This window comes from Microbacterium oryzae (assembly GCF_009735645.1).
GTDB lineage: Bacteria > Actinomycetota > Actinomycetes > Actinomycetales > Microbacteriaceae > Microbacterium > Microbacterium oryzae.
The window spans coordinates 157831-183143 of the sequence record NZ_CP032550.1; the positions used below are offsets into that span (position 1 = coordinate 157831).

21 protein-coding genes are annotated in these 25313 nt (G+C 72.6%); 2 read left to right on the forward strand and 19 right to left on the reverse strand.

The genetic code is table 11. The features are described 5' to 3' along the window. Positions 1–16: 16 nt before the first annotated feature. The 9 genes from D7D94_RS00680 to D7D94_RS00720 all read right to left on the reverse strand — a co-directional run bounded on the left by D7D94_RS00680 (position 17) and on the right by D7D94_RS00720 (position 10008). Positions 17–1108 (reverse strand): mandelate racemase/muconate lactonizing enzyme family protein, encoded by a 1092-nt coding sequence (locus D7D94_RS00680; protein ID WP_156240762.1) that lies wholly within the window; start codon positions 1106–1108, stop codon positions 17–19. Next, positions 1101–2015 carry an NAD-dependent epimerase/dehydratase family protein gene (locus tag D7D94_RS00685; protein WP_156240763.1) on the reverse strand — a complete coding sequence of 305 codons (915 nt, stop codon included), beginning with the start codon at positions 2013–2015 and terminating at the stop codon, positions 1101–1103. The genes D7D94_RS00680 and D7D94_RS00685 overlap by 8 nt, the downstream gene beginning before the upstream one ends. Then, positions 2012–3394: a Gfo/Idh/MocA family protein gene (locus D7D94_RS00690; RefSeq protein ID WP_156240764.1), complete on the reverse strand. Its 1383-nt coding sequence runs from the start codon at positions 3392–3394 to the stop codon at positions 2012–2014. The genes D7D94_RS00685 and D7D94_RS00690 overlap by 4 nt, the downstream gene beginning before the upstream one ends. Before the next feature lie 90 nt (positions 3395–3484). Further along, positions 3485–4498 (reverse strand): LacI family DNA-binding transcriptional regulator, encoded by a 1014-nt coding sequence (locus D7D94_RS00695; RefSeq protein WP_156240765.1) that lies wholly within the window; start codon positions 4496–4498, stop codon positions 3485–3487. Between the two features lie 8 nt (positions 4499–4506). Beyond that, the gene (locus D7D94_RS00700) at positions 4507–5565 is read right to left on the reverse strand and encodes a M24 family metallopeptidase (RefSeq protein ID WP_156240766.1); all 1059 of its coding nucleotides are present in this window, start codon (positions 5563–5565) and stop codon (positions 4507–4509) included. 85 nt (positions 5566–5650) lie between these two features. After that, complete coding sequence (locus D7D94_RS00705; protein ID WP_156240767.1) at positions 5651–6949, reverse strand: O-acetylhomoserine aminocarboxypropyltransferase/cysteine synthase family protein; 1299 nt, start codon at positions 6947–6949, stop codon at positions 5651–5653. A 67-nt stretch (positions 6950–7016) separates the two neighbouring features. Further along, on the reverse strand, positions 7017–7958 hold the full coding sequence (locus D7D94_RS00710) for a quinone oxidoreductase family protein (RefSeq protein WP_156240768.1): 942 nt from the start codon (positions 7956–7958) through the stop codon (positions 7017–7019). Positions 7959–8030: 72 nt separating this feature from the next. After that, a complete protein-coding gene (locus D7D94_RS00715; RefSeq protein WP_156240769.1) occupies positions 8031–9305 on the reverse strand; it encodes an alpha-hydroxy acid oxidase in 1275 nt (424 codons plus the stop codon). Next, positions 9274–10008: a FadR/GntR family transcriptional regulator gene (locus D7D94_RS00720; RefSeq protein ID WP_156240770.1), complete on the reverse strand. Its 735-nt coding sequence runs from the start codon at positions 10006–10008 to the stop codon at positions 9274–9276. The genes D7D94_RS00715 and D7D94_RS00720 overlap by 32 nt, the downstream gene beginning before the upstream one ends. A 65-nt stretch (positions 10009–10073) precedes the next feature. Here D7D94_RS00720 and D7D94_RS00725 point away from each other — a divergent pair, with 65 nt between their 5' ends. Continuing rightward, positions 10074–10982, forward strand: a complete 909-nt coding sequence (locus D7D94_RS00725) for a pseudouridine synthase (protein ID WP_156240771.1) — start codon at positions 10074–10076, stop codon at positions 10980–10982. A 3-nt stretch (positions 10983–10985) separates the two neighbouring features. Here the strand turns inward: D7D94_RS00725 and D7D94_RS00730 are convergent, their stop codons facing one another. The 5 genes from D7D94_RS00730 to rhaI form a co-directional block, all read right to left on the reverse strand. After that, a complete protein-coding gene (locus D7D94_RS00730) occupies positions 10986–11963 on the reverse strand; it encodes a serine hydrolase domain-containing protein (RefSeq protein WP_156240772.1) in 978 nt (325 codons plus the stop codon). Continuing rightward, positions 11960–13378 (reverse strand): rhamnulokinase, encoded by a 1419-nt coding sequence (locus D7D94_RS00735; protein ID WP_156240773.1) that lies wholly within the window; start codon positions 13376–13378, stop codon positions 11960–11962. The genes D7D94_RS00730 and D7D94_RS00735 overlap by 4 nt, the downstream gene beginning before the upstream one ends. A gap of 100 nt (positions 13379–13478) precedes the next feature. After that, positions 13479–15515 (reverse strand): bifunctional aldolase/short-chain dehydrogenase, encoded by a 2037-nt coding sequence (locus D7D94_RS00740; RefSeq protein ID WP_156240774.1) that lies wholly within the window; start codon positions 15513–15515, stop codon positions 13479–13481. A gap of 43 nt (positions 15516–15558) precedes the next feature. Then, complete coding sequence (locus tag D7D94_RS00745; RefSeq protein WP_246171826.1) at positions 15559–16407, reverse strand: alpha/beta hydrolase fold domain-containing protein; 849 nt, start codon at positions 16405–16407, stop codon at positions 15559–15561. Beyond that, entirely contained in the window at positions 16404–17585 is a 1182-nt protein-coding gene (rhaI, locus tag D7D94_RS00750; RefSeq protein WP_156240775.1) for an L-rhamnose isomerase, read from the reverse strand. The genes D7D94_RS00745 and rhaI overlap by 4 nt, the downstream gene beginning before the upstream one ends. A gap of 128 nt (positions 17586–17713) precedes the next feature. Here rhaI and D7D94_RS00755 point away from each other — a divergent pair, with 128 nt between their 5' ends. Beyond that, positions 17714–18694: a LacI family DNA-binding transcriptional regulator gene (locus D7D94_RS00755; protein WP_156240776.1), complete on the forward strand. Its 981-nt coding sequence runs from the start codon at positions 17714–17716 to the stop codon at positions 18692–18694. Positions 18695–18798: 104 nt separating this feature from the next. Here D7D94_RS00755 and D7D94_RS00760 read toward each other — a convergent pair whose 3' ends face one another. The 5 genes from D7D94_RS00760 to D7D94_RS00780 all read right to left on the reverse strand — a co-directional run bounded on the left by D7D94_RS00760 (position 18799) and on the right by D7D94_RS00780 (position 25310). Then, a complete protein-coding gene (locus D7D94_RS00760) occupies positions 18799–19830 on the reverse strand; it encodes a LacI family DNA-binding transcriptional regulator (RefSeq protein ID WP_156240777.1) in 1032 nt (343 codons plus the stop codon). A 79-nt stretch (positions 19831–19909) separates the two neighbouring features. Further along, the gene (locus D7D94_RS00765; RefSeq protein WP_156240778.1) at positions 19910–20773 is read right to left on the reverse strand and encodes a sugar phosphate isomerase/epimerase family protein; all 864 of its coding nucleotides are present in this window, start codon (positions 20771–20773) and stop codon (positions 19910–19912) included. Further along, on the reverse strand, positions 20770–21975 hold the full coding sequence (locus D7D94_RS00770) for a dihydrodipicolinate synthase family protein (RefSeq protein WP_156240779.1): 1206 nt from the start codon (positions 21973–21975) through the stop codon (positions 20770–20772). The genes D7D94_RS00765 and D7D94_RS00770 overlap by 4 nt, the downstream gene beginning before the upstream one ends. 5 nt (positions 21976–21980) lie before the next feature. Further along, entirely contained in the window at positions 21981–23108 is a 1128-nt protein-coding gene (locus tag D7D94_RS00775) for a Gfo/Idh/MocA family protein (protein WP_173024348.1), read from the reverse strand. Positions 23109–23252: 144 nt separating this feature from the next. Next, positions 23253–25310 carry a beta-galactosidase gene (locus D7D94_RS00780; protein ID WP_156240780.1) on the reverse strand — a complete coding sequence of 686 codons (2058 nt, stop codon included), beginning with the start codon at positions 25308–25310 and terminating at the stop codon, positions 23253–23255. Positions 25311–25313: the final 3 nt, after the last annotated feature.

Sequence of the window (25313 nt, forward strand, 5' to 3'; positions counted from 1 at the left end):
GGCGACGAGCGGGCGGTCAGGACGACGCGTCGGCGTGATGCCGGAACCGCAGCCCCAGCCCCGCGTGCGGGACCTCGGTCAGCACGCCGTCGGCGATGCGCACGGGGCTCTCATCCACGAGCGCGTCGAGGTCGCCGAAGCCCGCGTCCTCGACGTCCTCGGCGAGCGGATGGCCGGGGAGGGTGAGCGCGAGCTGTCCGGAGAGCTCCGGCAGGAGGTGCGGGTGCACCTGCACGCCGTGCGCCTCCGCGCGCTCGACGATGCGGAGGAAGGGGGTGATCCCGCCGACGCGCACGACGTTCGGCTGGGCGAAGCGGATGGCCCCGCTCGCGAGGAACTCCTCGAACCGGTGCACGGTGTGGAGGTTCTCTCCCACGGCGATGGGCGTCGCGATGCGGCGGGAGAGCTCGACGTGCCCCGCGAGATCGTCCGCGCGGAGCGGCTCCTCGATCCAGGCGGGGCCCGCGACGGCGAGCCGCTCCATCGCGGCGGTCGCCCGTGCGAGGTCCCAGCGCTGGTTCGCGTCGATCATGAGCGCGCGGTCGGGGCCGAGCTCCTCGCGGACCGCGGCGAGCCGGTCGGCGTCCTCGGCCGCGTCGGGCTTGCCGACCTTCACCTTGACCGCGTCGAAGCCCGCAGCCACCCAGCGCTGCACCTGCGCGACCAGCTCGTCGAGGCTGTAGTGCAGGTTCACGCCGCTGCCGTACGCCGGCACCGCGTCGCGACGCCGGCCGATGTGGTCGGCGATGCCCCGACCAGCGGTGCGCGCCTCCGCGTCCCACAGCGCGAGGTCGAGACCCGCGAGCGCGATCGTCGTGATGCCGCCGCTCCCGGCCTCATGCAGGTGCGTCCAGAGGCCATCCCAGATCTGCCGGGGATCGGCCTCTCGCCCGACCGCGGCCGGCGCGATGTCGTGCTCGAGGAGGGCGAGCACGGCCTCGGCGCCGATCTGCGGGGTCCAGGAGAAGCCCCAGCCCTCCGCGCCGTCGGTCCGGACCACGTGCGTGGCGATGACGCCCACGCTGGTGACATCGGCCGCCCAGGGGCGGGTGAGGGGGATGCGCGCGAGCCGTGCGCGCAGCGATCGGATGGCGGGCGCCTCAGACATGCCGGCTCTCCCGCGTCGCGAGCTCCTCGCGCCAGGTCCGCTGCGGGCGCCAGCCGAGGAGCCGCCGCGCCTTCGCGTTGGAGAAGGCGGGAGCGGTTCCCGTGAGCTCGGCGGCGGCGCGAGCCGCACCGGGATGGAAGCGGGGGATGAGCTCCGACAGCGGCTCGCGCGCGAGGGCGTCGTCGGCGCCGACGAAGAACACCTCGCCGTTGGGGATGTCGTCCATCGCCGCGAGGAGCGTGTCCGCGAACGCGGAGACATCGCGCGCGTCGACGTAGTTGAAGACCGCGGGCGCGGAGAGCGCCGGGTCGTCGAGGCGCTCGCGGACGGTGTGGCCCTGCTGGGTGGGCGCGCCCTCCCACTCCTCGGGCGCGATGACGTAGCAGGGACGGAAGGCCGCGTACCGGACGCCGTCGCCGGTCTGGCGGCGGAGCATTCCGATGGTCTGCTCGATGAGGAGCTTGGACAGGCCGTACGCGTTCCACGGGCGCGCGGGCGTGTCCTCGTCGATCGGGAGGCGGTCGGGCGCCCACCCCGTCGGCGCGCCGTACCCGATCACGGTGGGGCTGGAGGCTGCGACGATGCGGCCCACGCCGGCCGCCGCAGCCGCGCCCAGGACGGAGACCGCGAGCCCGGCGTTGGTGCGCATGATGACGTCCTCGGGCGCGCTGAACGGCACGGCGATGGCCGCGAGGTGGATGAGGGCGTCCGGGCGGGTGCGCTCGATCACGTCCGCGGCCTGCGCGGCGTCGGCGAGATCGGCCGAGACCTGCTCCACGCCGGCGAGCTCGGGCGCATCCGAGATCTCGCGGTCGACGGAGACGAGCTCGTGGCCGACCGCGCCGAGGCCCGCGACGAGGGTGCGCCCGAGCCGGCCTGCCCCGCCGGTGACGAGGATGCGCGTCACGACGACGCCCCCGTGGCCGCGGCGTGCGCGGGCGCCGGCCGGGCGCCCGACGGCTCGTCCGCGAACAGGGCGATGCCGAGGTCGGCGGTGCGCACGGGGAGGCCGGTGGCGAGCGAGCGGTTGCCGGCGATGCCGACGGCGATCGACCGGATGCCGTCGGACCAGTCCGCGGGGCGACCGAGGGGGTCGTCGTGGGGGCCGACGAAGACGTCGGAGAGGAGGAGGGCGTCGCCGCCGCCGTGTCCGCCTTCGGCGTTGTGGATGGTGACCTCGACGGGCTCCTCCCAATGGCGCTGAACGAGGAGGCGCTCGCCGACGGGGCGCAGAGCCGTGCCGTTCCCGCCGGAGAGGCTGGGGTCGAGGGCGGGGTGGAGTCCTTCGTCGGGGACGAGGGAGCCGCGCTCGACGACGTCGAGCTCAGCGCGGCCCTCGGTGCCGTTGACGGCGACGCGGTAGCCCTCCCAGGGGGCGTGGGCGTTGAGGGAGTAGCTGAGGGTCGCGCCGGAGGCGTAGTCGACGACGAGGGCGAGGTTGTCCTCGATGGTGATGCCCTCGGTGAACACGTCGAGGTCGCGTCGGTAGCCGTCGTGCTGCTCGGCGTCGAGGTAGAGCTGCGCGAGGCGGGGGTCGTCGCGCAGGTCGAGCTCGAACGGGTCATGCGCGCCGTCGTGGGTGCCGCGCTCGGGGCGCTCGGCGAGGCCGCGGGCACGGGCGTTGTCGGCGCCGTAGAACCGGAGCCCGCCGGAGGCGAACACGCGGCGCGGCTCGCTGGCGATCCACCAGTTGACGAGGTCGAAGTGGTGGCTGGACTTGTGGACGAGGAGCCCGCCGGAGTGGGCCTTGTCGCGGTGCCAGCGGCGGAAGTAGTCCGCACCGTGCTTGGTGTCGAGCATCCAGGAGAAGTCGATGGAGGTGACCTGTCCGATGCGGCCGGTCCGGATGACCTCCCGCAGCGCGCTGTTGCGGGGGGAGTAGCGGTAGTTGAAGGTGAGGAGGACCTGCCGTCCGGTGCGGGCGACGGCGTCCTCGATGCGGCGGGCGCTCTCGGCGTCGATGGTGAGCGGCTTCTCCACCACGACGTCCACGCCGGCCTCGAGCGAGCGGACGATCATCTCCGCGTGCGTGTCGTCGCGCGAGCACACCACGACCCGCTCGATCCGCTCCGTGCGGATCATCTCCTCCAGGTCTTCCGGCCCCCACACGCTCGGAGCGGCAGCCCCCGCCTCCACCGCGCGCTGCACGTAGGCATCGGCGCGGGTCGGATTCGGCTCGCACAGCGCGACGAGGGCGGCGCGATCGGCATAGGTGCGGGTGATCGCGTCGACGTACATCTGCGCGCGGTGTCCGGTGCCGACGACGGCGTAGCGGAGCTGGCTCATCCGTGAATCCCTTCCTCAGAAAGCGGTTTCTCACTTTACCACGCGCATCGGCCATCCGGATGGCCGCGGGCCGCGGCGAGCGAGCAGGACTCAGCGGCGCGGCGGCGCCGCGGTGCTGCCGCGCAGGGCGAGCGCGGGCGCGAGGACGACGGGCGCCGCCTCCTCCTGGGTGTCGAGGAGCCGTCGCAGCGCGGTCCACGCGAGCGCGCCCATCTCCTCGGCCGGCACCGCGACCGTGGTGAGCGGCGGTGTCGTGTAGGGGGCGAACGGGATGTCGTCGAAGCCGACGACCGACACGTCTGCCGGCACCGTCACGCCCCGCTCGTGGAGAGCGCTGAGAAGGCCCATCGCGACGAGATCGTTGTAGGCGAGGACGGCGGTCGCGCCGCTGCGCGTCACCTCGTCCGCAGCGGCCGCTCCGTCGGCGAAGCCCGTGCCGCAGGCGGCCTCGAGGATCTCGAGCTCCGGGTGGGCGTGACGTGCGTCGGCGATCGCGGCGAGGCGGCGGGCGTGGGAGGCGCTGCCCGTCACCCCGGCGAGGTACAGGATGCGCCGATGCCCCAGCTCGCGCAGGTGCGCGATCAGCTGGCGGATCCCCTCCGCGTAATCCGCGGCGACGACGGGGGCGCCCAGACCGGCGGGGCGGTTGACGAGCACGACGGGCGAGAGCTGCGGCAGGAGGGCCGCGAGCTCGTCGTCGGGCATGCGCGGCGCGACCAGCAAGATGCCGTCCGTCCGGCGTCGCGCCTGCAGTGCGAGAGCCGCCTCGTCGCCGGCCACCTCGGCGGAGTCGGCCACCAGCACGTGGTAGCCGTCGCCGGCGGCCGTGCGACTGAACATGCGGAGGGTGGCCTGGAAGGTGGGGTTTCCCAGGTCGGGCACGAGCACGGCCACCGTCTGCGTCTTCCCGAGAGCGAGGCTGCGGGCAAGCGGGCTCGCGGAGTAGCCGAGCTCCGCCGCGGCCGCCTGCACGCGCTCGGCGAGCGCGGGATCGACCGACGGGTTGCCGTTCATGACCCGCGAGACCGTCGCGGCAGACACCCCGGCATGCCGGGCGACGTCGGAGATGCGCAGCTTCACGGGGTCCTTTCGCGCGGAGGTCATCGGCGCTCTCAGGTGAGGTCGAGCGCGACCGGTCGCGCCACGCCGCGCACCTCCACCGTAGGCCACTCGGAGTCGGCGCTCAGCACCTCGACGGCGTCGCCGGCGCCCCGCACCACGGTGTCCTCGGTCTTCACGCCGGGAGCCCACGGGTTCCAGGCGAACGCCTGCAGCGGAGCGACCCGGTCCTGCGCGTCGGGGGTCGCCTTGGGGTCGCGCCCCGCATAGCCGGTGGGGCCGCCCTGATGGTGGCGCAGCCACGCGTCCTCGGCGAAGCCGTGCCGCGGGTAGCTCCGTGCGATGTCGGACAGCACGTCGCCGAGGGGGCGACCGGGCCGGCACGCGGCCCACGCGTCGGCCTCGACCTCGAGGATGCGCGCGGCGCCATCCGGCTCGACGCCGCGGAAGCGCACCCAGCGGGTGATGCTGATGTGCAGGCCGTCGCGCCGGGCGGTCGCGACCGCCATGGCGCGGTCGCCGAGAGGCGCGCGCGTGGGGAGCGGATGCTGCACGCCGCCGCGCGCAGCTCCCGCGACGAGGGCGACGGCGGGCTCCGCGCCCCGCGTGAGCAGCGCGTGCGTGAGACGGCCGGCGAGCTCGAACTCGGTGAGGTCGGGCGTCGCGGCGGTGAGCACCTCGGTCATCGCCCGAGCGGCGTCCGCACCGAGGCGCCGGTAGCGGTCGAGCTCCGCGGGGAGCAGGCTCGCCCGGGCGGCGCGCAGCTCGACGTCGACCTCGCTCTCGTCGAGAACACCCGGGCGCGGAGGGGCGAGCGGCGCGAACCAGTCCACGACCTCGATGTCGACGCCCGCGAGCTCCTCCTCGGCGAGGCGCTCGGCCTCGTTGCGCAGCGCCGTGACGGTGACGGTGCCGTCGATGCGCACGACCGCCGAGAAGACCGGCGGGCCGCCGAGCGGCACGGCCGTGCGCGCGCCGTCGAGCAGCCAGGCGAGGGCGGCGCCCGAGGTGAGGTGCACGGCGCTCGCGCCGCGGCGGTCGAGGATCTCCGCGACGCGCGCGAGCTTCTCGGGGCGATCGGGCGAGATCGCGGGCTCCGTGGGTGTCGACATGGCGTGCTCCCTGCTGCTCTGGGGCACCACTCTAGCGGAGAAAGCGATTTCTCAGGGTTACCGCCCTGCCGCCCAGCACGCGAGCTCAGGCGAGGGCGAGCGCCTGCGCGAGGTCGGCGATGATGTCCGCGGGGTCCTCCAGACCGACCGAGATGCGGATGGTCCCCTGCGAGATGCCGGCGGCGGCGAGCTGCTCCGGCGACATGTGGTTGTGGGTCATGGAGGCCGGGTGCGCGACGATGGTGCGCGCGTCGCCGATGTTCGCCACGAGCCGGATGGTGCCGAGCGCGTCGATCACGCGCTCGGCGCGCGCGAAGGCGTCCTCCTCGCTCGGGGCGAGCTCGAAGGCGAAGACGCTCGGGGCGCCCCGGGGCAGGTAGGTGCGCGCGACGCCCTTCCACGGGTTCGTGGGGATCGAGGGGTGGAAGACCACGCCGACAGCCGGATGGTCGTGAAGGAAGGCGGCGACGGTCTTCGCGTTCTCGACGTGGCGGCTCACCCGCAGGTCCAGGGTCTCCAGACCCTGGATGAGCTGGAACGCGTTGAAGGGGGAGAGGGCGGGCCCGAGGTCGCCGACGAGCTTCGACTTGACGAGCGTGATGAACGCGCGCTCCGGTCCGAAGGCCTCCCACAGCGACACCTCGCCGTAGCGTCGGTGCGGCACGAACAGCGCCGGCCACCTCTCCGGCTCGGCGGCGAAGTCGAACGTGCCGAGGTCGACGACGACCCCGCCGAGCGACGAGCCGTGCCCGCCGATGAACTTCGTGGCCGAGTGCACGACGATGTCGGCGCCGTGCTCGCGCGGCCGCAGCAGATAGGGCGTGGCGACGGTGTTGTCGATGACGAGGGGCACGCCGGCCTCGTGCGCGATCTCCGCGACCGACGCGACGTCGAGCACCTGGGCGATGGGATTCGCGACCGACTCCGCGAAGAACGCGCGCGTGTTCGGGCGGACGGCCTCGCGCCATCCGTCGAAGTCGTCCTGATCGACGAAGGTGACCTCGAGGCCGAAGTCGCGGAGGGTGTCGTCGAACAGGTCGACGGTGCCGCCGTAGAGCTGGCTCGCCGCGACGACGTGGCCGCCTCGGCCGAGGAGCGCGAGCGTCGCCAGCGCCACGGCCGCCTGGCCGGACGAGACGGCCGCGGCCGCGACGCCGCCCTCGAGGGCGGCCAGGCGCTGCTCGAGCACCGCCTGCGTCGGGTTGTTGTTGCGGCTGTAGATGTAGCCCTTCTCCCGCAGCGCGAACTTCTCGCGCGCCTCGGTGAGGGAGGAGAAGACGTAGGCGGAGGACTGGTACACCGGCGTCGCGACGGTGAACTGGGGCACCCCGGGCGTGTAGCCCTCGTGCAGCTGGGTCGTCGCGAATCCCTGCGCCTGTGTCATGCGGCCATTCTCTCGAGCGCCCCCGGCGCCGCCGGAACCGTGTGACGCCGTATTGCGCGGGTGCGGCTCAGGGGACGAGCACGACCTTCCCGTCGGCGCCCTCGTCGACGAGCCGATGCGCGCGGGCGGCCTCCGCGAGGGGGAGCGAGGGCCCGAGCTCGACGCTGAAGCGCCCGGCGGCCATGAGCGCGACGGCGACGGGGATGGCCTCGAGTCGCCAGGCCTCCTGCTGCGGCGTGAGGGGGAGGGGGGACCCGCCCTTGAAGGCGCGGATGCCGAGCGCGAGCCCCTTCGCGCCCTGCACGAGGGTGGCGATGCGCGACCGGTCGGCGAGGAGCGTGAGCGAGCTCTCGAGCGCCTCCTCGGTGCCCGCGGCGTCGATGACGACGGTGGGGCCATCCGGTGCGAGAGCGCGCACCCGCTCGACGAGACCTGACCCGTAGGCGACGGGCTCGGCGCCGAGGCCGCGGACGCGGTCGGCGCGGCGGTCGCTCGTGGTCGCGATGACGCGCGCGCCCTGCAGGACGGCGAGCTGGATCAGGGCCTGGCCCACCGCACCCGAGCCGGCGTGCACGAGCACCGTGTCGTCGGCGCGCACGGCGAGCGAGCGCAGCGTCTGGTAGGCCGTGCCGACGGGGATTCCGAGCGCGGCGCCCTGCGCGGCGGTGACGCCCGCGGGCCGGGCGAAGACCTGTGCGGCGGGGACGACGACGTCCGTCGCGTACGCGCCGATCGCACCCGTGAAGACGACGGGGTCGCCGACGCGGAATCCGTCGACGTCGGAGCCGACCGCGGCGACGTGTCCGGCGCCGTCGCTTCCGACGCGACGGGGCTCGGTGATCGGGTCGGATGGCCGCAGGCCGCTGCGGAGCTTGATGTCGACGGGGTTCACGCCCGCCGCTTCGACTCGGATGGCCACGTCGCCGGCTCCGGGGACGGGAACGGGGACGTCTGCCAGGGTCAGGACCTCGGGTCTGCCCAATTCGGTGTGCTGGATCGCCTGCGCCATGCCCTCACGCTAGCGCGCCCCGCGGGTTCGCGGTCGGAGGACCGGGAAGCCGCGGGGCGCGCGGGAGCGGGATCAGGCGCGAGCGGCGACGCCCTCCGCGGCGGCGGCGGTCGTGGCCGACACCGGCATGAGGCGCGTCAGCTGCGTGACGTGACGGGGCTCCAGCTCATCGAGGCTCGAGACCCCGAGCAGCGCCATGGTGCGCTCGAGCTCGGTGCGGAGGATGTCGATCATGCGGTCGACGCCCTGGCGTCCGCCGGCCATGAGGCCGTACAGGTACGCGCGGCCGACGAGCGTGAACTTCGCGCCCAGGGCCACCGAGGCGACGATGTCGGCGCCGTTCATGATGCCGGTGTCGATCATGACCGTGGCGTCCTTGCCGACCTCGCGCACGACCTGCGGCAGGAGGTGGAACGGGATCGGGGCGCGGTCGAGCTGACGGCCGCCGTGGTTCGACAGGATGATGCCGTCCACGCCGCGGTCGATGAGCCGCACGGCGTCCGGCACATTCTGCACGCCCTTGACGACGAGCTTGCCCGGCCACATCTCGCGGATGACCTCGAGGTCGTCGTACGAGATGGTCGGGTCCATCGCCGCGTTCAGCAGGTCGCCCACGGTGCCGCCGGTGGTCGAGAGCGAGGCGAACTCGAGCTTCGGCGTCGTGAGGAAGTCGATCCACCACCACGGGCGGGGGATGGCGTTGATGATCGTGCCGAGCGTGAGCTGCGGCGGGATCGAGAAGCCGTTGCGCTTGTCGCGCAGGCGCGCGCCGGCGACCGGGGTGTCGACGGTGAACATCAGGGTGTCGAAGCCGGCCTTCGCCGCGCGCTCGACGAGGCCGTAGGAGATCTCGCGCTGGCGCATCACATAGAGCTGGAACCAGTTGCGGCCGTTCGGGTTGGCGGCCTTGACGTCCTCGATCGAGGTGGTGCCGAGGGTCGACAGCGTGAACGGGATGCCGGCGGCGGCCGCGGCGCCCGCTCCGGCGGTCTCGCCCTCCGTCTGCATCAGGCGCGTGAAGCCGGTGGGCGCGATGCCGAACGGCATGGCGCTCGTGCCGCCGAGGATCTCGGTCGTGGTGTCGACGTGCGCGGCGGGGCGCAGGATGTCGGGGTGCAGCTCGATGTCCTCGAACGCCTGGCGCGCGCGGTGCATCGACAGCTCGCCCTCGGCGCCGCCGTCGGTGTAGTCGAAGGCCGCCGCGGGCGTCCGGCGCTTGGCGATGTCGCGCAGGTCGTAGGTGGTGAGCGCGGCGTCGAGGCGGCGCTTGCGCGCATCGAGCTCGGGCTTCTTGAACTGCATGAGCTCCAAGAGCTCAGCGGGATTCGGCAGCTGTCGCTTGACCATGCTGGTCCTTTCCGATGGTGATCTGGTCGTAGTAGCCGGTGATGTGATCGCGGATGGCCCGGGTCGCCTCGGCCTCGTCGGCGGCGGCGATCGCGGCGAGGATCCCGCGGTGCTCGTCGCGCAGGCGGTGCGCGGTGGCGAGCCAGTCGTCCACCGCGTGCGCGCCCGCGGTGACGTACGACTCGATGGCCGAGCGGAGCCCGGCCATCGTGGCCGTCACCACCTGATTCCCCGACGCCTCGGCCAGGGAGAGGTGGAACTGCTGGTCCAGCGCGAGGAACTCCGCCTCCGTGAGGGACGGATCGTCCATCGCGTCGACCAGCGCGGTCGATGCTGCGAGGTCGGGCTGCGCGCGGGCGAGGTGCTGGGCGACGTGCGTCTCCAGCACGAGGCGCGTGTCGACGATGTCGGCGACGGGGAAGCCGCTCGCCGCGAGCTGCAGCCGCATGAGCGCCGACATGCCGCCGCCGGGGACGGCGACGATGATCGCGCCCGAGGTGGGGCCGGAGCCGGACGCCGTGCGGACGAGGCCGAGGACCTCGAGCACGCGGATGGCCTCGCGCACGCTGGAGCGGCCGACGCCGAGGTCCGCGGCCAGCGCGCGCTCGCCGGGAAGCCGATCGCCCGGACGGAGGGTGCCGTCGAGGAGGGCGCCCTCGAGGTGGGAGAGGACGCTCTCCCACGCGCGCTGCTCGTCCGCCATGACGTCTCCCGTGTGGTCTGACCACTGTGGTCCGACCACAGGCTAGCACGGGGTACCGTCGGAGGATGCCCCGCTCGCCGCTCCCTCAGCGCCACGGCCTCGACGCCGCCTGGCTGCGGACACCGCGGGAGAGCATCCACGCCGAGCTCCGCGACCACCTCGTCGAGCGGATGCCGCGGCTCGCGCCGGAGCGGATCGACGAGATGCTGGCGGAGGGGGCCTTCGTGGACGAGGAGGGTCATCCGCTCGCCCCCGACGCGCCCTTCCGACCGCACGCGTTCGTGTGGTTCCACCGCGATCTGCGGGAGGAGGCGGAGGTGCCGTTCTCGCTCGACGTGCTGCACCAGGACGAGCGGATCGTCGTCGTCGACAAGCCGCACTTCCTCGCCACGATCCCGCGCGGGCGCCACGTGCAGCAGAGCGTCGTGGTGCGCGCACGCCGCATGCTCGGGCTGCCCGAGCTCTCGCCCGCGCATCGGCTCGATCGCGTCACCGCCGGCGTGCTGCTCCTCACCACCGAGCGGCGCTGGCGACGTGCGTATCAGAGCATGTTCGAGGACCGCGTGCCGCAGAAGGAATACGAGGCGGTGGCCGCGGCTCCCGGTGCGCTCGAGCTCCCCGTGCACGTGCGCAGCCACATCACCAAGCAGCACGGGGTGATGCAGGCGTTCGAGCACGACGACCGCGAGCCCAACGCGCACACCATGATCGAGCTCATCGAGGCGCGCGGCGACCTCGCGCGCTACCGCGCCACGCCGTTCACGGGGAAGACGCACCAGATCCGGCTGCACATGAACCGGATCGGGCGCCCCATCGCGGGCGACCCGATCTACCCCGAGGTGCAGGACATCGACATCGACGACTTCTCCACGCCCCTGCAGCTGCTCGCGCGGACGCTGACGTTCGTCGACCCCGTCGACGGCGTCGAGCGGTCGTTCACGAGCCCGCGACGCCTCGAGGCGTTCCCGGACTGAGCCTCAGAGCCCCGAGACGAGCGTGTTGTCCAGCTCGTCGGGGTCGACGCCGGGGCGCGAGGCGCGGTTGGTCAGCAGCACCCACGCGATGCCCGCGGTCGGATGGATCCAGAACTCGGTCCCCGACCATCCGGCGTGGCCGTAGACGTCGCGGTCGATGAGACCCGGCGCGCGCGTGCGGAGGTTCCACGAGAAGCCCCAGTCCTGGCCGCGCTCGGCGGGGTAGGGGTCGAGCCGCGGGATGGCGCCGGTGAGCGGGCGGCGCATCATCGCCAGCGTCTCCGGCCGGACGATCCCGCCGGTTCCCAAGTCGCCGTCGCGCAGCAGCGCGGCGCCGAGCTCGAGGAGGTCCGTGGCGCTTCCGATCGCCCCGGCGCCGGGGTGCCGCAGCGCGGCGAACCGCGCGAGGTCGAGCCCGCCCGCCGCGGCGTCGACGACGTCGTGCGGCACCGGCTCGTCGTCCAGCGTGATGCCGGGCGCGAACTCCGCGACGTCGTGCTCCCAGGAGCGGCCCGTCCCGTGCGCGATGAGCTCGGCGACGCCCTGGAAGGCGACCGAGGAGTAGCGCGAGGCGGCACCGGCGGCGAAGTCGCGGCCGCCCTCGCGCAGCGCGGCGGGCAGACCCTGCGGCGCGTCGAGCGGCGGCTCGGCGATGCCCGCGGTGTGGCTCACGAGATGGTCGAGCCGCACGACGTCATCGCGTCGACCGGAGATCTCCGGCACCGCGACGGACAGCGGAGTGAGGATCCCGAGCTGCCCGCGCTCGACGGCGCGCGCGGCGGCGATCCCGGCGAGGGTCTTCGTGATCGAGAAGAGCCGGTAGCGGTCCTCGATTCGCGCGGCACGGCCATCCGTCGCGCCGAAGGCATCGAGCGCGACGATGCCGGAGGCGGTGGCGACGCCCAGCACCGCGGTGGGCAGGCGCCCGTCGTCGACGTGACGACGGGCCCAGTCGAACGCCGCGGCGTAGGAGGCGGTCATGCGCGGGGGGCGAAGCGGCGGGGCGACGTGGTGCGCGCGACGAGGTCGCGGAGCTCCTCGAGCGACCCCGAGATCTCGCCGAGCGCCCGCGCCTGCACGAGCACGTTGCCGAGGGCGGTGGCCTCCACGGGGCCCGCGAGCACGGGCAGACCGGCGCGATCGGCCGTGAGCTGGCACAGGAGCTCGTTCAGCGAGCCGCCGCCGACGAGGTGGATGGCGTTCACGCGCTTGCCGGACAGGTCCGATGCCGTGTGGACCGCTTCGGCGAAGGCGGAGGCGAGGCTCTCGACGATGCAGCGCGTGAACTCCGCGCGCGACTGCGGCACGGCCATCCCGCGCTCGGACAGCCACGCGGCGATGCGCTCGGGCATTCCGCCGGGCGCGGTGAAGACGGGGTCGTTCGCGTCGAACACGGGCTGAGGAGCCGTGACCGCCGCCGCCTGCGCGAGAAGCCGAGGCAGGTCGATCGTCTCGCCCGACTCGCGCTCCCACGCGCGCACCGACTCCGACAGCAGCCAGAGGCCCATGACGTTGTGGAGGAAGCGGACGCGGCCGTCCACGCCGCCCTCGTTGGTGAAGTTCGCCGCCCGGCTGGCCTCGGTGAGCACGGGGGCGTCGAGCTCGACGCCGACGAGGCCCCACGTGCCGCAGCTGATGTACGCCGCGTCGGGGTCGGTCATCGGCACGGCGACGACGGCGGACGCGGTGTCGTGCGAGCCGACCGCGACGACGGGGGTGGCGCCGGTGAGGCCGGTCGCGGTCTGCACGGCGTCGCGGAGGGCGCCGATGCGCTGCCCGGGCTGGACGAGCGCGGGAAGGAGGCGGGAGGGGATGCCGATGCTCTCGGCCAGGGGCTTGTTCCACTCCGAGCCGTCGACGCGCAGCAGGCCCGTCGTGGAGGCGTTGGTGCTCTCGGCGACGCGCTCGCCGGTCAGCCAGTACGCGATGAGGTCGGGGATGAGGAGGGCCTCATCGGCGAGGTCGAGGGTGCCCGCCACCCGGTCGGCGGCGAACTGGTAGAGCGTGTTGAACGCGAGGAACTGCAGCCCGTTCTCGCGGTACAGCTCGGCGAAGGGGGCCACGGCGTGCGCGGCGTCGACGCCGGCCGCGGTGCGGGCGTCGCGGTAGTGGTAGGGGGTGCCGAGCATCCGGCCGTCGCGGATGAGCGCGTAGTCGACCGCCCACGAGTCGATGCCGATCGACGCGACGTCGGCCGTCTGGCCGGCCGCACGGAGGCCGTCGACGATCGAGCGGTACAGCTCGAGGATGTTCCAGTGCAGGCCGTCGATCGTCTCGACGGGGGTGTTGGCGAAGCGGGCGACCGCCTCGAGGCGCAGCTCGTCGGGGCCGACATGGCCGAGCATGACCCGCCCGCTGGTGGCTCCGAGGTCGACGGCGGCGACGGTGACGCTCATGGCGTGCTCCTTGGTGGGGAAGAGAGGGGGAGGGCAGAGGAGGATCCCCGACCCGCGCCGCGGGTGCGGCCGCGGCGCGAATCGGGGATCCGGGGAGGGGTCAGCGCAGGAAGGCGGCTGCGACGCCCGAGTCGACGGGGATGTGCAGGCCCGTCGTGCGGCTGAGCTCCGGGCCGGTGAGGACGTACACCGCGTCGGCGACGTTCTCGGGCACGACCTCGCGCTTGAGGATCGTGCGGTTGGCGTAGAACTGGCCGAGGTCCTCTTCCTTCACGCCGTAGGTGGCGGCGCGGTTGGCACCCCAGCCGGCGGCGAAGATGCCGGAGCCGCGCACGACGCCGTCGGGGTTGATGCCGTTCACGCGCACGCCGTGCTCGCCGAGCTCGACGGCCAGCAGGCGCACCTGGTGCGCCTGGTCGGCCTTCGTTGCGGAGTAGGCGATGTTGTTCGGGCCCGCGAAGACGGAGTTCTTCGAGGAGATGTAGATGACGTCGCCGCCCATGCCCTGCTCGATGAGCGCCTTGGCCGCCGCCTTCGCGACGAGGAACGAGCCCTTCGCCATGACGTCGTGCTGGAGGTCCCAGTCCTTCTCGGTCGTCTCCAGCAGCGGCTTCGACAGCGACAGGCCCGCGTTGTTCACGACGAGGTCGATGCCGCCGAAGGCGAGGAGGGTCGCGTCGATCGCGGCCTGCACGCCATCGGCGTCGGCGACGTTCGCGGCGACGCCGATGGCGACGTCGGAGCTGCCGAGCTCCGCGGCCGCCGCCTGCGCCTTCTCGAGGTCGAGATCCGCGACGACGACGCAGGCGCCCTCGGCCGCGAGGCGGGTGGCGATGGCCTTGCCGATGCCGGAGGCGGCGCCCGTCACGAACGCGATGCGCCCCTGGTGGGTCTTCGGCTTCGGCATGCGCTGGAGCTTGGCCTCCTCGAGCGCCCAGTACTCGATGCGGAACTTCTCCGCGTCGGAGATCGGGTCGTAGGTCGAGAGCGCCTCGGCACCGCGCATGACGTTGATGGCGTTGACGTAGAACTCGCCGGCCACGCGCGCGGTCTGCTTGTTCGCGCCGTAGCTGAACATGCCCACGCCCGGGATCAGGACGATGAGCGGGTCGGCGCCGCGGATGGCCGGGCTCGCCTCGGTCGCGTGCGCCTCGTAGTAGGCGGTGTAGTCCGCGCGGTACTGCTCGTGCAGCTCCTTGAGGCGCGCGATCGACTCCTCGACGGATGCCGAGGCCGGCAGGTCGAGGATGAGCGGCTTGACCTTGGTGCGGAGGAAGTGGTCGGGGCAGCTCGTGCCGAGATCGGCGAGCGCCGGGGCCTTCTCGGAGGCGAGGAAGTCGGTGACGACCGCGGCGTCGGTGAAGTGACCGACCATGGGCTTGTCGGTCGAGGCGAGGCCGCGGATGGTCGCGGCGAGGGCGGCCGCCTTGGCGCGACGCTCGTCCTCGGGCAGCGCCTCGAAGCCGGCGCGCACGCCGCCGAAGGGCTCGGCCTTGCCGTTGTCGTCGATGTACTTCTGCGCGGTCTCGATGATCCAGAGCGAGTTGCGCTCGGACTCCTCGCTGGTGTCGCCCCAGGCTGTGATGCCGTGGCCGCCGAGGATCGTGCCGATCGCCTGCGGGTTCGCCTTCTTGATCTCGGCGATGTCGAGGCCGAGCTGGAAGCCGGGACGGCGCCAGGGAACCCAGACCACCTTGTCGCCGAAGATCTTCTTCGTCAGCTCCTCGCCATCCGCCGCCGTGGCGATGGCGATGCCGCTGTCGGGGTGGAGGTGGTCGACGTGCGCGGCGTCGACGAGGCCGTGCATGGCGGTGTCGATCGACGGCGCGGCGCCGCCCTTGCCGTGCAGGCAGTAGTCGAAGGCGGCGACCATCTCGTCCTCGCGCTCGACGCCGGGGTAGACGTTCACGAGGGCGCGCATGCGGTCGAGGCGGAGGGCGGCGAGGCCCTTCTCGGTGAGGGTGCCGAGGTCTCCGCCGGAGCCCTTCACCCACAGCAGCTCGACGGGCTCGCCGGTGACCGGGTCGGTCTCGGTGCCCTTCGCCGACGTGTTGCCGCCGGCGTAGTTGGTGTTCTTGGGGTCGGCGCCGAGTCGGTTCGACCGGGCGATGAGGTCAGCGACGGTGGGGTTCGTCATGGTGTCTCTCTCGTGGACTGCACAGGGGATGGGATGGGGATGATCAGAGCCGCGCGATGCGCGCCGTGAAGGCGTCAATCGTGCGGCTGAAGGCGGGCTCGAGATCGGGACGATTGAGGTGCCCGTGCGTCGTGTCCGGCTCGAAGGAGAGCTCCACGTCGACGCCGGCCTCGCGCAGCGTGCGGGCGAACGCCTCGCCGGAGACGCGGAGCTCGTCGAGGTCGCCCGTGACGATGATCGCGGGCGGATAGCCACGCAGCTGGTCCGCAGTCGCGATGCCGGGCACCGCGGCGCGCTCCGGATCTGCGACCGGGCCGCCGAGATAGTTCTCGTACATGCGGCGGACCGGCTCGGCCGAGAACTGATCGGCGAGGCCCGCCTCGGCGAGCCTGGCTTTCAGCTCGTCGGGGGTCGTCGGCTGCACCGCGTGCAGCGTCGGGTAGGCCAGCACCGACAGCGCGGGAAGCGCCGCGCCCTCATCGAGCAGGCGCAGGATCGCGCCCGCCGCGATGTTGCCGCCCGCGCTCGTGCCGCCGAGCGCGACCCGGGCGGCGTCCGCGCCGAGCTCCTCGGCGTGCTCCCGCGTCCACGCGAACGCGAACGCGAGCTCCTCCGAGGCCACGGGGTAGAGCGCGCCGTCGCGCACCTCGTCCGGACCGCCGAACTCGGCCGTCACGGGAGCGAGCGCGTAGTCGACCGAGACGACGGGGATGCCGCGCGCGGCGAACGCGCGCGACACCCCGTCGGCCTCGGGCATGTCGAGGTCGCCGAAGGCGAACGCCCCGCCGTGAGCCCACACGAGCGCCGCCCCGGAGGGTGTGCTCGCGGGGTAGATGCGGACGCACAGCGGCCCGTGGGGGCCGTCGAGCGTCCGCTCACGGGGTTCGGTCACGCGCCCCAGCCAGCCTGGACGCCGCCCACGCGCTCGGCCTCGATCTTCTCCTGGTAGCCGGAGGCGAGGTAGGCGGCCATCGGGTCGGCCGGGAGGCCGCGCGACTCGCGCCACTCGGCGAGGGCCGGACGGACGTCCGTGTAGAACGCGTCCATGAACACGGCGTTCGCCCCGAGCACGTCGCCCGACACCTGAGCGGCGCGCAGCGCCTCCTGGTCGACGAGCAGCGCGCGGGCCGTCATCTCCTGCACGTTGAGCACCGAGCGGATCTGGCCGAGGATCTTGTTCTCGACGTTGTGGCACTGGTCGAGCATGAAGGCCACGTCGGGGTTGGCGTAGCCGCCGCCGCGGATGACCTCGAACACGATGCGGAAGAGCTGGAACGGGTCCGCCGCGCCCACGATGAGGTCGTCGTCGGCGTAGAAGCGCGAGTTGAAGTCGAACGAGCCGAGCTTGCCGAGGCGCAGCAGCTGCATGACGATGAACTCGATGTTGGTGCCGGGAGCGTGGTGACCCGTGTCGAGGCAGACCATCGCGCGCTCGCCGAGCGTCGCCACCTGGGCGTAGGAGGTGCCCCAGTCCGGAACGTCGGTGTGGTAGAACGCCGGCTCGAAGAACTTGTACTCGAGCACGAGGCGCTGCTCGCCCGAGAGGCGGTCGTAGATCTTCTGCAGCGACTCGTTCAGCCGGTCCTGACGGCCGCGCATGTCGGCCTGGCCCGGGTAGTTCGAGCCCTCGGCGAGCCAGATCTTGAGGTCGCGCGAGCCGGTGGCGTCCATGACGTCGATGCACGCGAGGTGGTGGTCGATCGCCTTCTGGCGGATGGCCGCGTCCTCGTGCGTGAGGGCGCCGAACTTGTAGTCGTCGTCCTGGAACGTGTTGGAGTTGATGGTGCCGAGCTCCACGCCGTTGTCCTCGGCGTGCTTGCGGAGGTCGTCGAAGCTGTCGACGAGGTCCCACGGGATGTGGAGCGCGACCGACGGTGCGAGCGCGGTGAGCTTGTTAACCTGTGCGGCGTCGGAGATCTTCTCGAACGGATCGCGCGGGGTGCCCGGCGTCGCGAAGACCTTGAAGCGGGTGCCGGAGTTGCCGAACGCCCAGGAGGGGAGCTCGATCGCCTGCTTCTCGAGCTGCCCGAGGATCTCGTCGCTCAGGACGGAGGTGGTGGGGGTCGTCATCGACAGTGCCTTTCGCTTAAAACGATTTAACGCATCGTTGTGACCATGGTAGACATGGTCGGGGAAGAGGTCAACCGCGGCGGCGGGCATGTCGGGAGTCGCTCGATACGATGGGGCAGGAGGTGCGGATGACCGTCAGCGTCAAGGACGTCGCGGCGCGCGCCGGGGTGTCGGCCGGCACGGTCTCCAACGCGCTCAACCACCCCGAGCGGGTGGCGCCCGAGACGGTCGAGCGCGTTCGCGCGGCCATCGCGGATCTCGGGTACGTGCGCAACGACGCCGCCCGCCAGCTTCGCGCGGGCCGCAGTCGCAGCATCGGGCTCATCGTGCTCGACATGCGCAACCCGTTCTACGCCGACGTCGCCCGGGGCGCGGATGCCCGCGCAGAGGAGGCCGGACTCTCGGTGCTCCTCTCCGACAGCGCCCGCGACAGCGGCCGCGAGCGCCGGCTCGTCGATCTCTTCGCCGAGCAGCGGGCGAGCGGCGTGATCGCCACCCCGCTCACCGCGGAGCTCGAGCACTTCGAGCGGCTCGCGGAGCGCGGCGTCCCCGTCGTCCTCGTGGACCACGAGGGCGATTCGGATGGCCTCTCGACGGTCTCCGTGGACGACCGGAAGGGCGGTCGGATGGCCGTGGAGCGCCTGCTCGAGCGCGGCTGCCGGCGCATCGCCTTCGTCGGCGGTCCGCGGGATCTCCGTCAGGTGCGCGACCGGTACGAGGGCGCCCGTCGCGCGGTCTCCGATCGCGCCGGCGCCCAGCTGGAGCGGGTGGATCTCGAGGACCTCACGGTGGACCACGGGCGTGCCGCCGGCGAGGCGCTGCTGCGCCGCGACACGGCGGACCGGCCGGACGGGATCTTCGCGGCGAACGATCTCGTGGCGGTCGGCCTGCTCCAGGCGCTGACGATGACCGGCGGCGTGCGCGTGCCCGACGAGATGGCGATCGTCGGATACGACGACATCGACTTCGCCGCGTCGACCGTCGTCCCGCTCACCTCGGTGCGTCAGCCGGCCGAGCAGCTCGGGGCGACGGCCGTGGAGCTGCTGGCGCGCGAACCGGGGGAGCACGTGCGCTTCGAGCCGCAGCTCGTGCCCCGCGCGACCGCCTAGTCAGCCCCGCCGTCGGGAGGAGATGTGCACTCGGAAGGACGGATCCTCGGAGGATCCTCCTCCCGAACGCACTTCTCCTCCCGAACGCGCGCCGACGGACCGGCTCAGGCGCGCGGCGGGGTGCTGTCGCGCAGGAGGACCTCGAGGGAGACGGGCTCGGGCGGCGTCCAGTCCGGGTCGACGGCCGCCCGCAGAGCCTGCGCCCCGAGCTCCTCGAGGGGCAGGTGCACGGTCGTGAGGCCCGGCGTCACGTCGCGTCCGGTGACGATGTCGTCGAAGCCCGCGACGGCGAGGTCGGCACCCGGCTCGCGCCCGGCATCGCGGATGGCCGAGATCGCGCCGATCGCGACGACGTCGCTGATCCCGAAGACGAGTGTCCCGGGCGCGAGCCCCGCGCTCAGGAGCTCGGACATCGCCTCATAGCCCGCATCGCGCGAGATCGACCCGCGGACGACCTGCGTGACCTCGCCCCCGCCATCCGCGAAGCCCTGCGTGAAGCCCGCGAGGCGGTCGTCGGAGGTGCGCAGACCCTCGGGGCCCGCGAGCACGACGGCCTCGCGGTATCCGAGCGCGGCGAGCCGGCCGGCGAGCGCGCGGGCGCCGGCCTCGTTCTCATAGGCGACGACGCGGGTGCCGGGGAGGGCGGCGCCGAGGGTGACGATGCGGCCGCCGACGGACTGCACGGCGGCGATCTCGGCAGAGAGCGCGTCGGTGTCGCTCGCGGTGTCACGCGAGGCGGCGAGGACGATGCCGCGCGGGCGCTGACCGCGCAGGGTGCGCACGAGCGCCACTTCGCGGGCGGGGTCGCGCTCGGTCATCGCGATCGTGACGATCAGGCCGGCCTCGTCGGCGGCATGGGCGACGCCGGAGGCGATCTGCCCGAAGTAGGGGTCGGCGATGTCGGCCACGAGAAGGGCGACGGTCGCCGAGGTGCCGCGGGCGATCGCCTGCGCGGAGATGTTCGCGGTGTAGCCGAGCCGATCGGCCGCCGCCTGCACGCGCTCGCGGTACGCCTCGGCCACCTTGCGGTTGGAGCCGTTGAGGACGCGCGAGGCCGTCGCGAGCGAGACGCCCGCCTCGCGGGCGACGTCGTGGAGCGTCGGTGCCGCGCCGGTGCGCACCGTGGTGTCGGTCATCCGCTGAGCCTATCCCGAGAGGAGTGGAGGGGCGGGCGAGGCGGCCGTCGGGTGCGACGGCCGCTCCGCCCGGTGGCGGTCAGGCGAGGTAGGGCGCGACCGCGCATTCGAAGCCGCGCACCGTCCGGCGCACGGCTTCGGCAGGGGGCGTGTCCCAGATCGACTGGTTGAGCAGCTCGACCTCGATGTCGCCGTCGTATCCGGCCTCGACGACCGCGCGGGTCATCGGGCCGAAGTCGATCATGCCGTCACCCGGATAGTGGCGTGACAGCAGGTTGTCCGCTTCGAGCGGCGTCTTCCAGTCGCACACCTGGTACGTCGCGATGCGGTTCTCGCGGCCGGCTCGCGCGATGTGCTCGAGCACCTCCGGATCCCACCACAGGTGGAAGGTGTCCACCGTGACGCCGACCACGGCCGGGTCGAAGTCCGCCGCGATGTCGAGCGCCTGCGGCAGGGTCGACAGCACCGAGCGATCCGAGGCGTACATCGGGTGCAGCGGCTCGAGGGCGAGCGTGACGCCGGCGGCCTGCGCATCGGGCGCGAGCTCCGCGACGGCGTCGCTCACCCGCTGCCGAGCGCCGAAAAGGTCGCGGGAGCCCTCGGGGAGGCCGCCCACGACGAGCACGAGCACAGCGCGGGAGCCTTCGGCGCCGGCCGCCGCCAGCGTCGCGGTCTCCTCGATCGCGCGTCGGTTGTCGTCGATGGCGGCGCGACGTGCCGGGCCCTCCGGCACCGTGAACCAGCCGCCGCGGCAGTGGGTGGAGTAGCGGAGCCCGGAGTCGGCGATGATCTTCGCCGACTCCTGCAGTCCGGCCTCCTGCACCTGCTCGCGCCACAGCCCGATGGCCTCGATGCCGGCACCCGTCACGACCTGCACGGCCTGCGCGACGGTGGTGTGCTTGATCGTGGCCTGATTGATCGACAGGCGGGGGTGCGCGCTCATGCGTCCACTCCGTTCAGACGCAAGTAGTCGCTCCAGCGTGCGGCCGCGAGCGACGGATCCTCGAGGGCGTTCGCCGCGTTCGCGAGCTCCACGATGCGCGACAGGTGGGGGATGCTGCGAGCCGAGTGCAGGCCGCCCACCATCTGGAAGGCCGGCTGGTGTCCGTTCAGCCAGGCGAGGAACGCCACGCCCGTCTTGTAGTAGAACGTCGGCGCCGCGAACACCTGGCGGCTGAGCTCCTCGGTGGGGCCGAGGATGCGCAGGTACTCGTCCGGGTCGCCGGCGTCGAGCGCCTGGATGGCCGCGGAGGCCACCGGGGTGATGGCGGCGAAGGCGCCGAGCAGCGCGTCGGAGTGCGTGCGGGTCGCTGCGGGACCGGCCTTCGGCTGGGTCGCCGCCGGGACATCCGCCCCGCCGATGAGCCCCACGTAGTTGAAGTCGTCGCCGGTGTACATGCGCACGCCCTCGGGCAGGCGCTCGCGGACGGCGACCTCCGACTCGGCGTTCAGCAGGCTCATCTTGACGCCCGAGACCTTGCCCGGGTTCTCCTCGATGATCCGGACGAGCGTCTGCGACGCGGTCTCCCAGTCGGCGCCGCCGAAGTACCCGGCGAGCTCGGGGTCGAAGGCGGTGCCGAGCCAGTGCAGGACGACCGGGCTGGTCGCCGACTGCAGGACCGCGCCGTACACGCGCAGGTAGTCCGTCGCGCTGGTCGCGATGCGCGCGAGATGGCGCGACGCCATGAGCACGGGACCTGCACCCTGCTCCTCGGTGAAGTGCAGCTGCTCCTTGTACGCGTCGATCACGGCGTCCAGCGAGATGGAGTGCTCGTCGATGTGGTCGGTGTTGACGCCGACGACGACCGAGCCGCCCTCCTCGCGGGCGACCTCGGCGCTGCGCGAGATGAGCTCGCGCACCGCGGCGGCGTCGAGGCCCATGTTGCGCTGGGCGGTGTCCATGGCGTCGGCGACGCCGAGACCCCACGAGTAGACCGCGCGACGGAAGCCGAGGGTGGCATCCCAGTCGATCTGCGCGGGCTGCCCCGGGGTGTTGTCGCCCCAGGCGACGGGGACGACGTGCGCGGCCGCGTACGCGACGCGGCTGCGCAGCGTCCCCGCGGGCTTCGCGTATCCGCCCGCGGCGTTGAGGTCGACGCGGCCGAGTCGGCCGCCGTGGCCGACCAGGGTGAAGTGCTCGGTCATCGCGCTCACGCCAGCTTGAGCTCGGGGAGGACGACCTTCGCACCGGTGCGGCTCGACTCGAGACCGGCCTCGGCGAGCTGCACGCCGCGTGCGCCGGCGAGAAGGTCGAACGGGTAGTCGGTGCCCAGCACGTAGGAGGTGAGGTACTCCTCCCACTGCTGACGGAAGCCGTTGAGGAACACGTCGTTCGTGGGGACCTGCTGCCAGTCCTCGTCGTAGTCGTGCGTGTCCTCGAGGTCGGGGTTCCAGACCGGCTTCGGGGTCGCGTTGCGCGGCTGGATCTTCGCGCCGAACAGACCGACCACGGCCGAGCCGTGCGTGCCGTCCACGTGGAACTCGACGAGCTCGTCGCGGTTCACGCGCGTGGTCCAGCTGGAGTTGATCTGCGCGACGATGTCGCCCTCGAGCTCGAAGATGCCGTACGCCGCGTCCTCGGCGGTCGCGTCGTAGCGCTCGCCCTTCTCATCCCAGCGGTCGGCGATGTGGATGGACGCCTGGGAGTACACGCTCTTGACCTCGCCGAAGAGGTTCTCCAGTACGTAGTTCCAGTGCGGGAACATGTCGACGATGATGCCGCCGCCGTCCTCCGCGCGGTAGTTCCAGCTCGGGCGCTGCGCGGGCTGCCAGTCGCCCTCGAACACCCAGTAGCCGAACTCGCCGCGCACGGAGAGGACGCGGCCGAAGAAGCCGGAGTCGATGAGGCGCTTGAGCTTCTGCAGGCCGGGCAGGTAGAGCTTGTCGTGCACGACGCCGGTCTTGACGCCGGCCTCCTGCGCGAGACGCGCGAGCTCGAGGGCCTCCTCGACCGACTCGGCCGTGGGCTTCTCGGTGTAGATGGCCTTGCCGGCCGCGATCGCCTTGCGAAGCGCCGTGGCGCGCGCCTTCGTCACGAGGAAGTCCGCGTAGATCTCCCACTGCGGGTCGGCGAGCGCGGCGTCGAGGTCGGTGGTGTAGTCGGCGATGCCGTGCTCTGCCGCGATCTCGGCGAGCTTCGCCTCGCTGCGTCCGACGAGGAGCGGGCGCACGGTGACCTTGGAGCCGTCAGGCAGCTCGACGCCTCCCGCATCGCGGATGGCGAGGATCGACCGCACCAGGTGCTGCCGGTAGCCCATGCGTCCGGAGACGCCGTTCATGATGATGCCGATCTCGCGGATGGCGGGGGTCGCGTTGCTCACGATGCTTCCTTGCTCTATCGTCGGACGGTGCCGAGCGGGTAAACGCTTTCCAAAGGTGGTTCGAGTGTGACACACGCCGTCGCGGCGTGCAAGCGCGCGGGTTCAGGCCGGGACGGGCACCCGCGCGGGCACGATCAGGAATGCCGATTCCTGCGGCTCGAGCGCCACGCTGCCCACCGCCTCGTCGTCCTCGAGGCGCCGGCCGTCGACCTCGACCGTCACCGGCGTCGTTCCGTGGTTGATGAGCGTCACGAGGTCGCCGCGGCGGGCGACCTCCACGTTCTCGGGGAGCGGCGAGGGGATCACGGGCGACACCCGCGCGTCCTCGACGAGGCGAGCCACCACGCGGTCGAGCGCCGGCGCGTCGGGCATCGTGGCGAGGTACCAGGCGGACCCCGCGCCGTGCGCGCGGCGCGTGAGCGCGGGACGTCCGCGCGAGGGCCCGGTCGTGAAGGCCGCCACGATCTCCGCGTCGTCGGCGAACAGGGCCTCGGCGAAGTAGGTCCCCACCGCGTCGGCGCCGTCGAGGGCGAAGCGCGCCTCGCGCAGGTCGGCCTCGATGCGCGTGTCGGCGCCGCCCCCGGTCGCGCCTTCCTCGCCCGCGCGCTCGGCCACCTGGTCGAGCGCGGGCGGCACGAGCGCGCGGAAGTCCTCGAGCGCCACTCCGAGCACGCGACCCAGCTGCGTGAGGAAGCCGTCCGCGCGGAAGCGGTCGTTGCCATCCACGATGTCACTGAACGGGCCGGCCAGCAGCGTGCCGCCCTGCGCGGCGAACCGCTCCAGCGCGGCCGCGCCCTCGTCGCGCAGCAGGTAGAGGAACGGCGCGACGGCCAGTCGGTATCGGCCGTCGACGTGCTCGGGCTTGACGATGTCGACCATGATCCCGCGCCGGTGCAGCGCTCCGTACCATTCCCGCATCAGGGCGAGGTAGTCCACGCGGTTCGGGTGGTCGGCCGCTTCGAGCGCCCACCAGTTCTCCCAGTCGAACACGAGCGCCACCTGCGCGTCGTCGCCGGGCGTCGGCAGCTCGGGCAGCTCCGCGAGACTCGCCCCGAGCGCGGTGACCTCGCGCCAGGTGCGCGTGCGCGTGCCGGCGTGGGGGAGCATCGCCGAGTGGAACTTCTCGCTGCCGGCCCGTGACTGCCGCCACTGGAAGAAGAGGATGCCGTCCGCGCCGCGCCCGATCGACTGCGCGGTCTCCGCGCTCAGCTGTCCGTCGCGCTTGGAGGGGTTGGCGGGACGCCAGTTGACGGCGTCGGTCGCCTGCTCCATGAGCAGCCACGGATGGCCGCGCTTGAGCGAGCGGACGAGGTCGCGCTGGAAGGCGGTGTTGCGCACGCGCTGCGGGTCCAGGGGATCGGGGTAGCAGTCGTCAGTGATGACGTCGATGTGCGGCGCCCACGTCGTGTAGTCGGCCGGCTTGAAGGGGCCCATCATGTTCGTCGAGATGGGCTGCGTGCCACCGGCCGCGCGGATGATGTCCCGCTCGGCGATGTAGCACTCCAGCCACATGTCCGACATGAAGCGGTGATAGTCCAGCACCTGGGAGGGGTTGCGGCTGTACGGCGCCTTCCGCGGCGGGAAGACCTCCTCCCAGGAGCCGTAGCGCTGCGACCAGAACGCCGTGCCCCACGCCTCGTTGAGCGCCGGGATGGTCTGGTATCGGTTCCGGAGCCACCGGCGGAACGCGTCGCGGGCGGCGTCGGAGTACTCGACCGGCAGGTGGCATCCCGACTCGTTGCCGACGTGCCACATGACCACCGCCGGGTGATGCGCGTATCGCTCGGCGAGCCGCCGCACGAGCTCGGCTGCGAGCGCCCGGTAGGTCGGCGACGAGGGGGAGTGGTGCTGACGCGACCCGTGCCAGTATGGTGCGCCGTTCTCATCGGCGGCGAGGATGTCGGGGTGCGCGACCGTCGCCCACGGCGGCGGCGACGCCGTGGCGGTGGCGAGGTTCACGCCGATCCCGCCGGCGTGCAGCTTGCCGATGATCGTGTCCAGCCAGGAGAAGTCCCACACGTCGGGCTCCGGCTGGATGCGCGACCACGAGAAGATGCCGAGGCTCACCGTGGTCACGCCGGCCTCCTGCATGCGGGCGACGTCGTCGTCCCACACGTCCTCAGGCCACTGGTCGGGGTTGTAGTCGGCGCCGTAGAGCATGGG

Excerpts from the sequence above, each read along its gene's own strand:
- D7D94_RS00725 (WP_156240771.1), top strand. The coding sequence starts at position 10,074 with ATGCCCCGCTCGCCGCTCCCTCAGCGCCACGGCCTCGACGCCGCCTGG.
- D7D94_RS00705 (WP_156240767.1), bottom strand. The coding sequence starts at position 6,949 with ATGACACAGGCGCAGGGATTCGCGACGACCCAGCTGCACGAGGGCTAC.
- D7D94_RS00735 (WP_156240773.1), bottom strand. The coding sequence starts at position 13,378 with ATGAGCGTCACCGTCGCCGCCGTCGACCTCGGAGCCACCAGCGGGCGG.
- D7D94_RS00700 (WP_156240766.1), bottom strand. The coding sequence starts at position 5,565 with ATGTCGACACCCACGGAGCCCGCGATCTCGCCCGATCGCCCCGAGAAG.
- D7D94_RS00770 (WP_156240779.1), bottom strand. The coding sequence starts at position 21,975 with ATGACCGAGCACTTCACCCTGGTCGGCCACGGCGGCCGACTCGGCCGC.
- D7D94_RS00715 (WP_156240769.1), bottom strand. The coding sequence starts at position 9,305 with ATGGTCAAGCGACAGCTGCCGAATCCCGCTGAGCTCTTGGAGCTCATG.
- D7D94_RS00680 (WP_156240762.1), bottom strand. The coding sequence starts at position 1,108 with ATGTCTGAGGCGCCCGCCATCCGATCGCTGCGCGCACGGCTCGCGCGC.
- D7D94_RS00780 (WP_156240780.1), bottom strand. The coding sequence starts at position 25,310 with ATGCTCTACGGCGCCGACTACAACCCCGACCAGTGGCCTGAGGACGTG.
- rhaI (WP_156240775.1), bottom strand. The coding sequence starts at position 17,585 with ATGACGACCCCCACCACCTCCGTCCTGAGCGACGAGATCCTCGGGCAG.
- D7D94_RS00775 (WP_173024348.1), bottom strand. The coding sequence starts at position 23,108 with ATGAACGGCGTCTCCGGACGCATGGGCTACCGGCAGCACCTGGTGCGG.
- D7D94_RS00710 (WP_156240768.1), bottom strand. The coding sequence starts at position 7,958 with ATGGCGCAGGCGATCCAGCACACCGAATTGGGCAGACCCGAGGTCCTG.
- D7D94_RS00690 (WP_156240764.1), bottom strand. The coding sequence starts at position 3,394 with ATGAGCCAGCTCCGCTACGCCGTCGTCGGCACCGGACACCGCGCGCAG.
- D7D94_RS00720 (WP_156240770.1), bottom strand. The coding sequence starts at position 10,008 with ATGGCGGACGAGCAGCGCGCGTGGGAGAGCGTCCTCTCCCACCTCGAG.
- D7D94_RS00760 (WP_156240777.1), bottom strand. The coding sequence starts at position 19,830 with ATGACCGACACCACGGTGCGCACCGGCGCGGCACCGACGCTCCACGAC.
- D7D94_RS00730 (WP_156240772.1), bottom strand. The coding sequence starts at position 11,963 with ATGACCGCCTCCTACGCCGCGGCGTTCGACTGGGCCCGTCGTCACGTC.
- D7D94_RS00755 (WP_156240776.1), top strand. The coding sequence starts at position 17,714 with ATGACCGTCAGCGTCAAGGACGTCGCGGCGCGCGCCGGGGTGTCGGCC.
- D7D94_RS00740 (WP_156240774.1), bottom strand. The coding sequence starts at position 15,515 with ATGACGAACCCCACCGTCGCTGACCTCATCGCCCGGTCGAACCGACTC.
- D7D94_RS00765 (WP_156240778.1), bottom strand. The coding sequence starts at position 20,773 with ATGAGCGCGCACCCCCGCCTGTCGATCAATCAGGCCACGATCAAGCAC.
- D7D94_RS00695 (WP_156240765.1), bottom strand. The coding sequence starts at position 4,498 with ATGACCTCCGCGCGAAAGGACCCCGTGAAGCTGCGCATCTCCGACGTC.